This is a genomic window from Infirmifilum sp., from assembly GCF_049970975.1.
Taxonomy (GTDB): Archaea; Thermoproteota; Thermoprotei; order Thermofilales; family Thermofilaceae; genus Thermofilum; species Thermofilum uzonense.
The window spans coordinates 1-14,624 of sequence record NZ_JBMFLX010000034.1; the positions used below are offsets into that span (position 1 = coordinate 1).

The 14,624-nt window shown below is 48.7% G+C and carries 15 protein-coding genes and 1 pseudogene; 10 read left to right on the forward strand and 6 right to left on the reverse strand.

Annotated features, from left to right (window positions below; all coding sequences use genetic code 11):
- A pseudogene (locus ACP5KC_RS06195) lies at positions 1 to 182 on the forward strand (ankyrin repeat domain-containing protein); the annotation flags it as partial.
- A gap of 134 nt (positions 183 to 316) precedes the next feature.
- Here the strand turns inward: ACP5KC_RS06195 and ACP5KC_RS06200 are convergent.
- Together ACP5KC_RS06200 and ACP5KC_RS06205 are read right to left on the reverse strand one after the other, a co-directional pair.
- Positions 317 to 754, reverse strand: coding sequence for a peroxiredoxin (locus tag ACP5KC_RS06200; protein ID WP_424739013.1), 438 nt, complete (start codon positions 752 to 754; stop codon positions 317 to 319).
- Between the two features lie 95 nt (positions 755 to 849).
- On the reverse strand, positions 850 to 1,764 hold the full coding sequence (locus ACP5KC_RS06205) for a mechanosensitive ion channel family protein (protein ID WP_052884024.1): 915 nt from the start codon (positions 1,762 to 1,764) through the stop codon (positions 850 to 852).
- 117 nt (positions 1,765 to 1,881) lie between these two features.
- On the opposite strand from ACP5KC_RS06205, the gene ACP5KC_RS06210 reads away from it, so the two are divergent.
- Entirely contained in the window at positions 1,882 to 2,268 is a 387-nt protein-coding gene (locus tag ACP5KC_RS06210) for a hypothetical protein (RefSeq protein ID WP_273433613.1), read from the forward strand.
- 20 nt (positions 2,269 to 2,288) lie between these two features.
- Positions 2,289 to 3,221 carry an NAD-dependent epimerase/dehydratase family protein gene (locus ACP5KC_RS06215; RefSeq protein ID WP_428286974.1) on the forward strand — a complete coding sequence of 311 codons (933 nt, stop codon included), beginning with the start codon at positions 2,289 to 2,291 and terminating at the stop codon, positions 3,219 to 3,221.
- On the opposite strand, the gene ACP5KC_RS06220 is transcribed toward ACP5KC_RS06215, so the two are convergent.
- Both ACP5KC_RS06220 and ACP5KC_RS06225 read right to left on the reverse strand, forming a co-directional pair.
- A complete protein-coding gene (locus ACP5KC_RS06220; protein ID WP_428286975.1) occupies positions 3,211 to 3,645 on the reverse strand; it encodes a hypothetical protein in 435 nt (144 codons plus the stop codon). The two genes, ACP5KC_RS06215 and ACP5KC_RS06220, sit on opposite strands and share 11 nt — an antisense overlap.
- Positions 3,646 to 3,684: 39 nt before the next feature.
- Positions 3,685 to 4,446 (reverse strand): hypothetical protein, encoded by a 762-nt coding sequence (locus tag ACP5KC_RS06225; RefSeq protein WP_273433608.1) that lies wholly within the window; start codon positions 4,444 to 4,446, stop codon positions 3,685 to 3,687.
- A 65-nt stretch (positions 4,447 to 4,511) separates the two neighbouring features.
- Here ACP5KC_RS06225 and ACP5KC_RS06230 point away from each other — a divergent pair, with 65 nt between their 5' ends.
- From ACP5KC_RS06230 to ACP5KC_RS06260, 7 genes are all read left to right on the forward strand, one after another.
- The gene (locus tag ACP5KC_RS06230) at positions 4,512 to 5,237 is read left to right on the forward strand and encodes an ABC transporter ATP-binding protein (RefSeq protein ID WP_052884020.1); all 726 of its coding nucleotides are present in this window, start codon (positions 4,512 to 4,514) and stop codon (positions 5,235 to 5,237) included.
- Entirely contained in the window at positions 5,234 to 6,556 is a 1,323-nt protein-coding gene (locus ACP5KC_RS06235) for an ABC transporter permease (protein WP_428286976.1), read from the forward strand. The genes ACP5KC_RS06230 and ACP5KC_RS06235 overlap by 4 nt, the downstream gene beginning before the upstream one ends.
- Positions 6,557 to 6,717: 161 nt before the next feature.
- The gene (locus ACP5KC_RS06240) at positions 6,718 to 8,229 is read left to right on the forward strand and encodes an ABC transporter substrate-binding protein (protein WP_428286977.1); all 1,512 of its coding nucleotides are present in this window, start codon (positions 6,718 to 6,720) and stop codon (positions 8,227 to 8,229) included.
- 35 nt (positions 8,230 to 8,264) lie between these two features.
- Positions 8,265 to 9,176, forward strand: coding sequence for a carbohydrate ABC transporter permease (locus ACP5KC_RS06245; protein WP_428286978.1), 912 nt, complete (start codon positions 8,265 to 8,267; stop codon positions 9,174 to 9,176).
- 9 nt (positions 9,177 to 9,185) lie between these two features.
- Positions 9,186 to 10,028, forward strand: a complete 843-nt coding sequence (locus ACP5KC_RS06250) for a carbohydrate ABC transporter permease (RefSeq protein WP_424739030.1) — start codon at positions 9,186 to 9,188, stop codon at positions 10,026 to 10,028.
- Between the two features lie 6 nt (positions 10,029 to 10,034).
- Positions 10,035 to 11,108, forward strand: coding sequence for an ABC transporter ATP-binding protein (locus ACP5KC_RS06255; protein WP_052884016.1), 1,074 nt, complete (start codon positions 10,035 to 10,037; stop codon positions 11,106 to 11,108).
- 50 nt (positions 11,109 to 11,158) lie between these two features.
- Positions 11,159 to 13,501: a thermopsin family protease gene (locus ACP5KC_RS06260; protein WP_428286979.1), complete on the forward strand. Its 2,343-nt coding sequence runs from the start codon at positions 11,159 to 11,161 to the stop codon at positions 13,499 to 13,501.
- 177 nt (positions 13,502 to 13,678) lie between these two features.
- On the opposite strand, the gene ACP5KC_RS06265 is transcribed toward ACP5KC_RS06260, so the two are convergent.
- On the reverse strand, positions 13,679 to 14,152 hold the full coding sequence (locus ACP5KC_RS06265; RefSeq protein ID WP_273433598.1) for a ferritin-like domain-containing protein: 474 nt from the start codon (positions 14,150 to 14,152) through the stop codon (positions 13,679 to 13,681).
- Positions 14,153 to 14,228: 76 nt separating this feature from the next.
- Positions 14,229 to 14,624, reverse strand: a 396-nt coding sequence (locus ACP5KC_RS06270; protein WP_428286980.1) for a hypothetical protein, incomplete at its 5' end; no start/stop codon positions are given.

Genomic DNA, 14,624 nt, shown 5'->3' on the forward strand with positions numbered 1-14,624 from the left:
ATGTTGACGTCGATGCAGGGACAGGCTCTCGACCGACGCCTCTACGCTATGCGGCTGGTGGAGGCGACCCTGAATTGGTTAAGATGTTTTGGAGCGCGGATCTTGATGCTCAATACAATGATGGAAAGAAGGCAGCCGAGCTCGCGAGAAAGAAAGGACATCTAGAAGTGCGGATCCCATAGCAGGCTGGAAGAATGCTAAGTAGAATTGTTAGAGCGTAAAATGACTTGAACTCCCGGTGACTGTGGTTTATTGAAACGGGTGGCTCCGCTAGAATAACCAGCCAAGAATAAACTTGGTGAGATAGGCTTTTTATCTACAGGTATTTTAGTGCCTCGGTGGGGTGATCCTCAGCCCTCTTCAGGTCTTTTACGATCGCCTTTATCTTCCCATCGTGGTCTATGACGAAGGTAACTCGTTGCGCGGTCTTCCCAGACTTGCCGAGGACTCCAAACAACTTTATGATTTCTAGACTCGAGTCGGAGATAAGCGGGTATTGCAGGGAGTATTTCTCGGCGAACCGCTGCAGAGTGGACAGCTTGTCGGCGCTAACGCCTATCACTTCAACGCCTCTACTGGTAAACTCATTAAGAGCTTTGTTAAAGGCTTCAACCTCGCGTGTACATCCAGGGGTAAACGCCTTTGGAAAGAAGAATATTACTACTTTTCGTCCTTTGAGGTTTGAGAATCTAATCTCTCCCCTGGTCGACTGGGCAGTGAAGTCCGGAACATAATCACCTACATTTAAAGGCATGACAAACCCGGGAAAAAACCGTAGAGGCGTCAGATAAATGTTACTTGGATTGGCGTGAAAGTCATTTTTACATTTTTATGCAAGGAACCCTGTACTCATTTGTCAGGGCTCTGACAGTTCCCAAGTTTCCGGTGGACCTTCACCACCTCCCTCAAAACCCTGGATCGGAACTCTCTCGTCTTGGAACTGGTTGGAGTGTGAGCAACGATGAGGACGATGTAGTACTGCTTGTCTGATTGCTCCTCAATGTACAGGTTGAACTCCTTTACAAACGGAGATATCGCGCTTCTGAGCTCTGATAAGACAGTATCCGGATCACAATATATGGGAAACTCGTATCTTACTTGTATCGTTTTACTCTCCTCCAGCTCTTCCGCTACGATGCTCGAGTTTAGTAGAATAGAGTTAGGTATCTTTACGAGTTGCCCGTCAGTATCGAGCATCTTGGTGAACATGAACCCTACCTCGATTATTGTGCCCTTAAGGCTTGGAAGAAGCTGGTCTCTGCTGAAAAACTTATACGCGGGAAAGGCAAGCACCGAAATCGTAACTGGCCCCGTAATCCTAACGCTCTGACCAGGCTTCAGAAAACCAGAGGCTAGTATCAGGATTCCTGAGAAAAAGTTTGAGAGCACTGGCTGCAATGCGAGGCCTATTATCAAGCCGGTGAATGTCGCGCTCGCAAGCAGTGACTCGCCACTGACGCCTAGAAGCGCGGCGTCGACGAAGCCCAGAATAATATATCCAAATAGGATTGTAACGTTCCGGACGTAATAGGCTTCGGGTCGATGCTTTTCCTTGAACCAGCCTAGAGTAGCCGTAGCGACTGACTGTATTATAGCTGCGCCCACAAGGGTGGCTATGGCCGCGTATACAAGGTGGCGGTGAGCCTGGTAGATGGGAGCAATATCTTTAAAGAGAGAGCCTAGTAGGCTCTCAAAGAGCCTCACAGAGAGTATGACGATTAAGATGAGGATGATAAGGGAGAGTATTCTTCTTTCAAGTCTCATACTGATTTCCTAAAAACACGGATTCAACTATAAAAATAAGACTTGTATATTGGCGTGTGCAGTTTTCTCTCGTATCGAACAGCTAGTTTTTATTTAGGCCCCTCTACCTACAATCTTGTGAAGCTGAGTATATTCTCGGTGCGAGACGTAGAATATTCTTACGGAGTAATAGAGTTCGAATCTCACGAGGAGATTCTCGGAAAAGTGCTGGGAAAGGACAGTGATAGGTTGAAGAGAGAGCTCGAGGAAGAAATGAACACCGTCTTCACCTCGTTTAGCTTGGCAACTGGTACACTTAACTATAAAGGAGAAGTCCTCGACCTGGCTTACATGAGGCTAGAACGGGAAGACGGCTCCAGCTTTGAAATCGAGATATACGAGAAGTCAGCCAGAAGCTTTTCAAACACAAGTCCCGAGGACCACTACGAGTTTGCGGCTAGGCTTATAAAGGCGTTGAACCCGGATGTAAGCATCAGAGGTCCGAGAATGATAGGCTTAGCATAGTGGTTGCTATGAGCGTTGTGGTGACCGGTGGGGCCGGCTTTATAGGTAGCCACCTCGTAGAGAAGCTGCTGAGCCTAGGTTACCAAGTGACAGTTGTAGACAACTTCTCCTCGGGCCATATCGAAAACCTCTCAGGCATTTCTTCAGAGATCAGATTAATCAGGGGTGATCTCCGCCTACCAGAGGTCTCTGAGGAGGCAATAAGAGACGAAGTGGACACCGTCTTCCACTTTGCGGCGAATCCGGAGGTTAGGGTTGGAGACCCAAAGGAACACTACGAGAACAACATCCTTGCAACATACAATCTCCTAGAGGCGATGAGGAGGAGAGACGTCAAGCGCATAGTGTTTGCTTCCACAAGCACAGTCTATGGTGACGCAGCTAGGCTTCCAACGCCCGAGGACTACTCCCCCATGAAGCCTATCTCGCTCTACGGGGCGTCCAAGCTTGCCTGCGAGTCAATGATCTCGGCCTATACTTACACTTATGGCTTTACAGCCGTCGCTCTGAGATACGCTAACGTAGTAGGCCCCAGGGCAAAGAGGGGAGTCGTAAAGGACTTTGTGGCGAAGCTCAAAGCGAATCCCCACGAACTGGAGATCCTTGGAGATGGGACCCAGCGTAAAAGCTACATCTGGATCGACGACGCGGTAGAAGGAACAATTACCGCTTGGCAGAAGACCCTTAGGGGGTTTGAGGCCTACAATGTTGGGAGCGAGGACTCAATAACCGTTCTCGACGTGGCAGCTATTGTAGTGAAGGAAATGGGTCTGACGAATGTCAGATACAAGATCACGGGGGGTGTAGATGGTGGCAGAGGATGGGTGGGGGATGTGAAATACATGCACCTCGATATTAGAAAGCTCAAGGCCCTGGGCTGGGCTCCAAAATTCAATAGCAGTGAGGCGGTCAGAAAAGCCGCCAAGGCGGCAATAGGGGAGCTTACACGTTAAGGCTTAAGAGAACGGCAAGGGTCATCGCAAGTTTCTCCATGTCCATCACGCCTTCATGCTTTAGACTCTTCTTCAACTCTCCGCCCTTCCTGATTAGAAAGACTATCGTAGGTGAAACGTGTACATCGAAGATCTCAAAGAGCCTCCTTGCGGGCTCAGAGCCACACTGCCCGGCAAACCAGTCACAGAGGGCTATCATGAAATAAGTGTCCCTTGCTTTTTCCGCGTTCTGTTCTACAAAGGTGAACCAGGTCTTGTCGAACTTTCTGCATGCGGGGCAGAGGGTATTGTCGAAATATATAACGTGTACACCGTTCTCGCTCAACCAGAACCTTTCAAGCTGGATCCATCTCTTCTCGGTAGTCGAGTAAAGGTAGAGACCGTTTGGCGTTGCGGGACCAGGATAGGGATAGATGTTTGTCATACATGCGGATTGAAATAAATTTTGAATATATCTATTTTACTATGGTAGGCTAACGTAGAGCTTTAACATGGGTTGGTAAAACGCGTTTGCGACAACTCCCTTCAATAGGAAGTCTAGCGCAATGAACACCAGAGAATACAGTAGCATCTTCTTCACCTCATCCTCAATGATCAACTTCCGCTTCTTGAAAAACAGCAAGGAAATTCTAGAGAGGCTCGTCCCTAATAGGACGTACCCAACAACGCGTAGTATCGCGTAGATCTGCCAGGAAAGTAAAGCAACTTCAAGGAAGTGTCCAGGCTTAGCATGGAGCAGCAGGATACCCACATAGAAGTTCATGTAGTCTAGAAGGTAGGCTCCCATGAAGAGCCCTGCAAAGCCAACCGTTAGAAAGGATGCCATTGAAAACACTACGATCTCTATTATCTTAGGAACGATGAACAACGACGGGTCACCTTCGGCTCCCTTACCCGTTGCTATCCAGGAAAACATTTCTTTAACATAGTCAGCCCCCTTGGCCACAAGCCCTGCTCCCTCAAGCCCATTCGAATAAGCGTAGTGTATCATCAGAAGAGAGGCTAGTATGGCCCAGGAGAACACTAGCAGGCTTGCCGTCCACAACTTTCCCTTATACACTTGGTAGGCAAAGCCTGGGTATACCGCTAGCGTAAGAATTAGAGGTAGCAGGATCGGATTAAATCTAGCTAGGACAAGCCCGACGTAGAAGGCTATGGCTGTAGCCGATAGAACAGATATGAAGCATATAAGGGTGTTCCAGCAGAATTTTTTAGGGTCTTCCAAGCTCTTGCCCCCTAATAAATCTTATATTTTCCTATATATTTTTTCATTTAAAGTGTGACCTGTTCATGCATGCCGTCCTGGTCAAAGGACTCGTGAAGGATTATGGCTCTTTCAGGGCTCTCAATGGTATAAGCTTTGAAGTCCAAGAAGGCGAAGTCTTCGGCCTCATAGGTCCCAATGGCGCCGGCAAGACAACCACGTTCAGGATACTTGCAGGCCTGCTCCAACCCACCTCCGGTGAGGTTCTAGTCCTCGGCGAGAAGCCCGGGACATTGAAGGTTAAGAGGCAAATAGCATACCTCCCCGAGGACGCAGGCTCATACAGGAATCTCACAGGCTACGAGTTCCTAAGGCTCGTCGCAGAGCTCTATTATGGGAGAACAAGGGAAGCGGAGGAGGCTGTTGAACTCGGGATTAAGATCTCGGGTCTAGGCGAGAAAATACACGAGAAAATGAAGACCTACAGCAAGGGTATGAAGAGGCGTGTACAAGTTGCACGGGTATTGATGCTGAGGCCTAAACTAGCCATAATGGATGAGCCTACCGCGGGCCTAGACGTGATTCAGGCAAAAGAGATACGCGACCTCATCAAGGAGAACGCTAAGAGCTTCGGCGTCACTATACTTCTCTCAAGCCACAACATGCTTGAAGTAGAGGACGTCTGCTCACGCGTGGCAATGCTTAACAAGGGCCTCATAATAGAGGAGGGTCCCGTTAAGGAGCTCATCTCCAAGCACGGGGTCAGGAATCTAGAAGAAGTGTTCTTCAAGCTAGCAGGTGGTGTCACGTGATCAGGCCCCTTCTTATCAAAGAGGTAAAGGACACGCTTCGCGACCCTAGAATCTTAGTACCTTTCATCCTAAGCGCCCTAATAATGCCAGTGGTGGCCCTTGTAATCATGGTTCCAATGCGTACGGCAGTGCAGGAAGCAGTACAGATGACTCAGAACATAGGTGTCTTAAACCTTGACAACGGGTACTACTCGAGACTGCTCCTCGAGTGGTTATCACGCAAGGGCTACACTATAACCTACCTTGAAAAAGGGGGTAACAACATATATTCGGAGGCGTCAGCCAAAGGACTAAAGCTTATACTAGTAATCCCTAACTCGTTTTCATCGTCAATTGAGAACGAAAAGCCTCTAAACGTCACGCTCATCGAGATAGTAGACGAGATCTCCTTTACCTCGGGTATCCAAACCGGGCGTCTACTCGGATCTTTGAAATCCTTCTACCTCGAACTACTGGCGAACAACTCAGGGATCAATCCTCAGCTTCTCCAGAATCCCGTCGAGTCGGTACCCCAGACCTACATTTCAAGCAAGAAATTATTCCTACCAGCCGATCCTGTATCTCTCTTTGGGCTAGTAATGGCAGCCCTCTTCATTCCTATAATAGTTATGTCCATAGCCATGGTGGTCATGCAGATGTCAGCGACCTCCATGGCCGTAGAAAACGAGGAAAAGACTCTAGAAACCCTTCTTACGATGCCCGTACCTGCGCGGGACATACTAACGGCGAAACTGCTCGGAATGTTCTTAGTCTCTCTCTTAGGCTCACTCTTTGAGATGATAGGGATAGGCCTTTACTTTTTAATAGTGCTTACAAGCTTTCCTACGGAGCCACAAATCACGGCTCAGCAAGCTGCTCCTCCATATTCCCCAGCTGCCATTGATTTACTACCCTCAGGGAGCCTAGTCCTCCTGGTACCCAGCTTACTTATTTCACTATTCTTTGCAGCAGCCCTAGGAGTAGTAATAGGCGCCCTAAGCAAAGACGTTAGAATAGCCAACACAATCCTAGGGCCTCTCTCCATGCTAATCTTCCTCCCAGGATACTTTGTTATATTCGCTCCATCCCAAATGCTAGGCCCCGTTGTTAAGGCAATACTCTATATCTTCCCACTAACCCAGCCAACAATACTAGCCAAGGATATCGTGGCCTCAGTTCCACCCGCACAGACTCCTCTCTACCTAGTCCTCTCCATAATCCTCACCATACTTCTCGTCTACCTAACTTCACACATCCTCTCCCTAGAGACTCTCTCGAGAATACAGTATGCCGTTGAGCAAGTCACAGCTAAGCTCAGAAAGAAACGTACTAGCGTATAAAACTAAAGCTTTACAGCTATATATTCTTCTTATAGAAATCAATACTTTCTTTTAATCTTATGTTTATGTATTTAGACTTTTTATTCTTATTTTACATAAACCTTTAAAGCTTACGAGAAAAAGATTTATAGAGTATAAAGTTCAGAAAAAAATGAGCAAGCATGCAAGCAAAAACTCAGAAATCAATTGCACTGCTTCTCATAGTAGTTCTCGTCCTTGGTTTCGCTGTCGGCTATCTTGTCCACTGGGCTACAGCTCCACAGCCTACCGCTCCGACAGGAGAGGTAGTCCCTAAAAGTGAGTATGACAAGCTAAACCAAGAGCTACAGACTCTGAAAAACCAGCTGCAACAACTACAGCAGCAACAAGGCGGCAAACCCGTAGAGATAGTGATAACAGCATGGACGCAGGGACCTGAGCGAGAATCAATATATCGTCAGCTGAACCTGGTAGAGGCGGCAAACAGGCTTAACACTATATTCAAGGTCGTCGGCGTCCCAGCCACTGTAAAGGTGGAGGGCGACTTCTCTACAGCGAGCTGGACGGACTACAGGAACAAGGTTTTCCTCGCGCTGCAAGGTGGCACTGGTCCCTGTATCTTCCAGATGGAGCATCACTACTCAGCCTTGCTTAGCGAAAATGGCTGGATTATTCCTTTAGACGACTATGTCAAGAAGTACTGGAACTGGACATACTATGACATAATTAGCGGTCTATGGGACTCCGTTACATACAAAGGGCACATATGGGGTATACCTCAGGACACCGAAGCCCGACCAATCTTCTACAACAAGCTACTACTAAAACAGCTCGGCTGGACCGATGACCAGATAAACTCACTCCCCGACAAGATCAAGAGCGGACAGTTTACTCTACAAGACCTACTGCGTGTAGCCGAGGAGGCTGTCCAGAAGGGCGTGGTACAGCCAGGCTACGCCATATGGCATAGGCCCAGCGCTGGACCCGACTGGCCTATAGTATACTTGGCATTCGGAGGCACGCTCCAAGACCCCACCACGGGCAAGCTTGTCGCTGACATGAAGGCTTGGAAGAAGACCTTCGACTGGTTCTACGAGGCCTCCATGCAGAAGGGCAAGGCTATTTCAGACAAGATAACTTCCCTAGACTTCAACAGGGACATTCACCCCACAATAGTCTCTGGGAAGGTCCTCTTCTGGATGGGAGGCATATGGAACAAGGGACAGTGGATAGGCTCCTTCAACTTATCAGAGGATAGATTCTGGCAAATGTTCGGCTTTGCCTTGTACCCCGCCGGTGAGCCAGGCTTAAAGCCGGTAACACTCTCACAGCCTCAAGCCTACTTCGTATCAAAGTCCTGCAAATACCCCGAGATAGCCTTCCTTATAATCACCCTCGCCACCGATCCATACCTGAACTCGCTGCATGCGGTTAAAAGTGCACACCTAGCGATACTATACGACCAGCTCTCAGATCCCGTATACACTAAGGACAAGTTCCTAGCCGCAACGGGTTACATGGTAGAATACGCCAAATACCAGCCTTTACACCCGAAGTGGAGCGACTACAACACCATAATCTTTAACGTCATAAAGGGAATAGAGACAGGGCAGTTCAACTCTGATCAGGCTCTCCAGGTCTTCAGACAGAACCTACAGAATACCCTAGGTGACAGTGTAATCATTAGGGATTAAAAAATAAAAATATTTTTTTCTGGGTGGTTCTCTACATGGCTTTTGGTAGACGCTGGGTTCGAATCGCGGTTCTAGCATTAATGCTGGTGCCGGCTACAATCGTCATCGTGCTTTTCATGGTTATCCCGGCCGTTCTCACAGTGCTTATATCTCTAACAAACCTTGACTACCGCTTCATATGGGAGTGGATCGGCCTCGCAAACTACCAGAAGTTTATAACTGACATCAACACTCCAATATTTGTAAAGAACACTATAATATTCGTGACGGGGACCTTGACTTTTAACGTTCTAGTTGGACTATTCCTCGCCCTAGTATCCACACACGTCCACGACACCCTGGGAACCCTCATGAGAGCATTATGGTACCTTCCCAGGGTTATGCCCTCCGTCATCTACGCGTTTATAATGATGTGGATCTTCTCTCCCATGGATACCGGCTTCCTAAACACAATACTGAGGCGTTTGGGAGAGCGTCCAGTGGCGTGGACCTTCCACTACTACTGGCCCTTCCTTATAATAGTTAACGGCTTCATAGGCTGTAGCCTCGGAATGGTTATATTCAGCTCCGCTATAAAATCCATACCTCAAGACTACATCATCGCGGCCAAGGTTGACGGGGCCTCACAGCTCACAATTGTTAGGAGGATAATACTCCCCCTTATCAAGTGGCAGATAGCATTCGTAGTAGCCTACCAGACTCTCTCGCTACTCGCGTCCTTCGAATACATACTGCTCACCCTTGACGGCGGCCCTGGATACTACTCCACAGAGGTGATGATACTTCAAGCGTATCACCTCGCCTTTGGTCAATACCTTGCGAGTATGAGGTACGGCTATGCGACGGTCTTTGTCACCATACTGCTTGTCATCGGCCTAATACTTTCGGTGGTTTACTGGAAGGTTTTCAGGCTAAGGGAGTTGATGGCGGAGCCTAAGATGGAGTAGGTGGTGGATGTGAGGTTGAAATTATCAACTGTACTCCTGTATTTTACGGCTATAGTATTAACACTCATAATAATCGTACCTTTAGCTCTACTCATAGGATTAGCCTTCAGCAAGAGCCAAGTTACGATAGAGGGATTCACGCTAGACAACTTCAACTTCATAAGGAACGGAATATTATTCCAAGAGAACCCTGTCTATAGTAAGCTCTACCCCAACGTGTACACCGTTACAGTTAACACAATGATACTTGCACTCGGAAACATGCTCCTCGTAGTATTGATATCCTCCATGGCGGCATACGTTATTTCGCGCTACAGTTTCCGGGGCAGGAGCACCCTTCTAGGAACCTTCCTCGTGATTCACGGCGTCCCCGCATCGGTTCTCTTAATCGCCCTCTACTTCCTATTGCGCCAGCTTAACCTCCTCAACACCCTGGCAGGGGTTATATTGGTCAGGATGTCCGTCGACCTACCCTTAGGTGTGTGGGTTTTAAAGGGCTTCTACGACAGCATACCATGGGACATTGAGATAGCAAGCCTTGTAGACGGGACCAGCAGGCTGGGCGCCTTCTACCGTGTAATGCTACCACTGGTCACACCGGGAATCTTCGCTGTAGCCCTCTTCTCTTTCCTGAGCGGGTGGGGCGAGTACATTTTCGTGTACACGTTCATACAGTCCCAGACAAACTGGACCCTCTCCCTTCTCATAAGGAGCCTGGTGGGGGAGATGGGCGGCATAAACCTCGCGCTCATAGCCGCGCTCTCAGTGTTCTACCTCATACCCGTGATCGTGCTCTACGTCGTTGGTGAAAAGTATTTGGTTAGGGTCACAATAGGTAGTGTAAAGGGGTGAGTTTGAATGGTTAGGGTAAGACTGGAAAACGTGTCCAAGATCTTTAAGGGAGGCGTCGACGCAGTTAAAAACCTAAACCTAGAAGTCAAAGACAAAGAGTTCGTTGTCCTGCTTGGGCCAAGCGGCTGCGGAAAGACGACGACACTCCTGATGATAGCAGGAGTCTACAAGCCCACGACAGGCTACATCTACTTTGATGACGTAGTGGTGAACGACCTTGAACCAAAGGACAGGAACATAGGAATGGTTTTCCAGAGCTACGCGCTCTATCCCCACATGACAGTCTACGAGAACATAGCTTTCCCCCTGAAACTCAAGAAACTATCAAAGCAAGAGATCGACGAGAGAGTAAAAGAGGTCGCAAAGACACTCCACATCGAGGACCTCCTTAACAGGAAGCCTGGACAGCTCAGCGGTGGCCAACAGCAGCGCGTCGCTCTAGCAAGGGCAATAGTAAAGCGTCCACAGCTTTTCCTGATGGACGAGCCCCTAAGCAACCTCGACGCCAAGATAAGGGTAGAAGTAAGGGCGGAGCTCAAGAGGCTCCAAAGGGATTTAGGCATAACCACGATATACGTCACCCACGACCAGGCAGAGGCAATGAGCCTAGCAGACAGGGTTGCAGTCCTCAACAAGGGTGAGCTCCAACAGTACTCGACCCCCGAGGAGCTATACAGGAACCCGGCGAACACCTTTGTGGCAGGCTTTATCGGAAGCCCGCCAGCGAACCTGCTCCAGGCCGACGTAGTCTTCGAGCCACAGCCAAGGCTAGAGGTGGCTGGAGCCGTATTTCCACTGCCACAAGACATAGCACAAGTTCTACGCGAGAAGGGCGAGACAAAAGTAACCCTAATGGTTAGACCAGAACACCTCGTCGTACGTAAAGGTAAAACCTTTACTGTCTACTCGGTGGAGTGGCTAGGACGGGAAGAGTTCGCTTTCCTCTCAGCCCCGGACGGGACACTGATAAGAGCTGTCCTCCCACCCGAGGAACGTTTCAACATAGGGGACGGCGTCGAGGTATCCTTCGACTACGGAAAGGTACACTTCTATAGGCGGAGCGGCGAGTTGATAATCTAACACGTCCCCGAAAAATAACCTTTATTTTTTGATAAAAATACCTTTATGCGATGCGTAGAGTCTTACTCCTGTTAACGCTCTTTATATTCCTTTTTTCACTCAAAACCTTGCTTGCACAGGACAACTGCGTAAGCTTATCATACATGATTCACGACGCCATACCCCCGAACACCTATCACTTCTATGAGGTCTACTTTTCTCGCCCCGGGATCGTCGACATAACAATGTATCCTGAGCTAACCTCGACTGCCCCTGTACAGATGGTCGTTCTGGACACGGAGCAAAACAGCCAGATAGCGTCCACGAACCCTCAAACGTTTCTATCCCAGATGCTCTCGGCGAGAACAACCACGCCCAGAAGGATAGGGCTTGCAATACTAAACCCGTCAAGTTTAACAGCAAGGATAAGCGGCAGGCTCACAGTTCACCTTTGCGGCGCGCCAGCCCTAGCCTGGGCCCTCGAACGCATGACTTCCACATCCCAGACCAGCCTCGGAGCGGCAGCCCCCATAGGAATAATAGACACGGGGATATCCTTTATAAACGGAACATACACAGCCTATGCCTACAATTTCACCGCGGCAAGAGCTGAGATCGGCTTCACAGACGGCTTCGCCGCAACCAGCTTCAGCACCTCAGGTACAAGCCCCGGTGCTAGCGTCCAGCTCAACCTGAACCTTGAAGTGGTTACACTTTCAGGTTCTCTGCAAAGGTACTGGTTACAGGAGGTCCTCGTAATTGAAGGGAATAAGGTCTACGTCAACATAAACATATGGAACATAACGATGGTGCATAAGGACGCCACGTGTACACTATCCCCGTTGCTCGCAACAGCTATTACCGGTAAGGGCACAGTCCGCTTTTATAGCGGCGGATCTGGGGGCTGCGAAGGCTACCTTTACGCTTACGCAGAGCCGACAACCAAACCCTTGGGCCCTACAAGCCTCGAAGTCAGCCTTGCGAGAACAACAGGTACAATCACAATCATGTTCCTGAGAGATGGAGTATTAGTCGACCAAGTGTCCTTAACACCCTACTCTGGTGCCTATAAGGCAAGCCTTACAGTAAAACCCCTCCTATGGGAGTGGAGCCCAATAGACGCTGAGCTTGTATTCGCGGGAAAGTCAGCAGACTATCCCTTAGCCCTGCTCAACTCTGGCCAAGTAACCCTAAAACTAGAATACCTACGCGATAGCCAGTGGTCAACCCCCCTCACAGCCTGGTCAACCGGGGGAAACACGTACGAGAAATCAGTTGCCTCAGCATCGCTTGTAAGGCCGGGAATAGTGATTGTGAAGCCAGGATCTACCGAAGCCAAGCTCCTCTGGTCCTCCATTGTACTCGTCAAAACACCCCTAGGGTTAAACTTCTCAACCAGCACCGATATCTCGCGTTTCATAAAGCCCATAATAGACCTGGGCAACGGTACCAGGCTCGTCCAGCCCACGGTTTTCGTCGAGGGTAAGCCCTTCAACGCCACAAGGGTTTGGCCTGGGGCTGTCGTTGAGATCAAGTATCTTATACAACATCTAGTTTATCTAACACTTCCACACAAGAGGAGTGAGCTCTGGGTCTACGATGGAACAAGGGTCGCCTCCCTGATTCCAGAGGTTATTGATGCTGGAGAAGGAGTAAGGTACAAGCTCGAGAAGATAACATTCTCGGGCGCCGAGGTCAACAGTAGCTACGAGATCAAGAGGCCGGGCGAGCTCATAGGCTACTATCGTAAACAATTCCTAGTAACAATAAAATCCCTCAACGAGACCACCCTATGGGTTGATGAAGGAACACCACTCAAGGCCATGTTACCTGAAGTTATTAATCTAGGGAATAATACTAGGCTCGCAAAGCCCGCGGTAAGATACAAGGCAAACACCTGGAATCTGAGCGAAGCCAAGATCATAGGTCCCGGAACATATGAAGTCACCTATACGAGGCAATACTTCTGCACAATATCCCTCCTAGCAGGCGTCACAGCCGAATGGGTCGACCAGGGCTCCACAATCCTCCTGCACGCCTCACCCACCGTCATAAACGGCGTACTTTACGTGCCAACTACGTTCATCATAGACGGTGAGAAAACAAGTAGAAAAGAAGTCGTGGTTGACAGGCCTTTAAACATCAAGGCTCTTTACGAAGCCGTAGCAGATCTGGACGTATCAAGCCTAGGCTTCCCGGCACTCTACGCTGAAGCAAGCCTCAGCTGTGCTTTAAAGTCGTCCCGGAACTCCTCCCTACTCGTATACCGGTTACGCGTCGTTATACCTGAGACCTCTACAGCTGACTGCAGCGTATCGTCAATCGTAGTGCCATTATGGCCCATTCTACTCGCTTTAACCTTCTCAAGTATAGCGGTCATCCTATTCCGCAAGAAAAAGAGGATTGATAAATAAAGCCTTGAGTTAAATCCTCAAATCTAAGCGTTAAATTTTTAATAGACATCATTAAGCATTAGTTGAGCAACCATGCCGTGCAAGTCTAAAAGTAAACAGAAATCTGAAAATGATAAGGGAAAAAACACTAAAACCAAAAAATCCTCGAATTCCAAATAAAATCCATTTTTCTCCTCTTTAACCTCCGGGCGTCCCGTGGAATGGTACCTCCTTCCAAAGCATATCCCATATCTCAGACTCTTTTATGACCTCCCTCTTAACAATAATCTCGAGAATGTTTACAAGCATTCTGTGATGCTTGTACTCGTCATCCAGGATGTAGCGGAATATATTCTCAACCCTAGGATCCTTCAACTCACCCATATAGGTTTTAAGCTCCTTTATCATCTCCTCCTCCAGCTTTATGTGTGTCTGAACAATAACCCTCAACTTCTCAAAGTCCTCCTCGCTGATAGCAGGCGAGACATTAGTCAGGATGTTAAGTATACCCTTATACATCTCGGCGTGCTTGCGAGAGTCAAAAGCTATACTCCCCAGAATAGTCCTGATAACCTCGCTCTTCAAACCCTTAACACCACTCTCGAGATCCGAGGCATTCTTGTTCTCAAGCTCTATGCTCTTCCCCAGGCTTTTGACAAGCTTCTCGCTCATCACTTAAATCTTGGAAAAAGCCTTTTATAAATCCTAACAGTCCAGACGACTTTAACGCCAGTGCATGTTTTACGCCTTAAGACTTCAGTCCTCCCTGCGCAACCCTATATGCTTGACCGCTAGCCTCAATATACAAGACAAGCCACGTTATAGGCGCGAACACCGGGATAAGAGACGAGATAAGAGCGAAAGCTCCTCCCAGGGTGAACACGCCGGAACCCAAGTATGTTCCAAGCTTCAAGGCCGTAATACCCAATCCAATATACCCGATTACACCCAGTATCAAGGAAAGCCATAGAGCGATAAACCTCCCCGGAAGCTGCAAGACACTTAACAAGGCGAAAACCCCGAGCAACACGTAACCAAAAGCCAAGCCCCAGACAGCCAAAGGCACAAGGCCACTCAAGTCCTGCCTCCACCGGCCAAGAGACGCAAGCCCAGGCTGAATCTTCGAGACAAGCCCATAAATAGC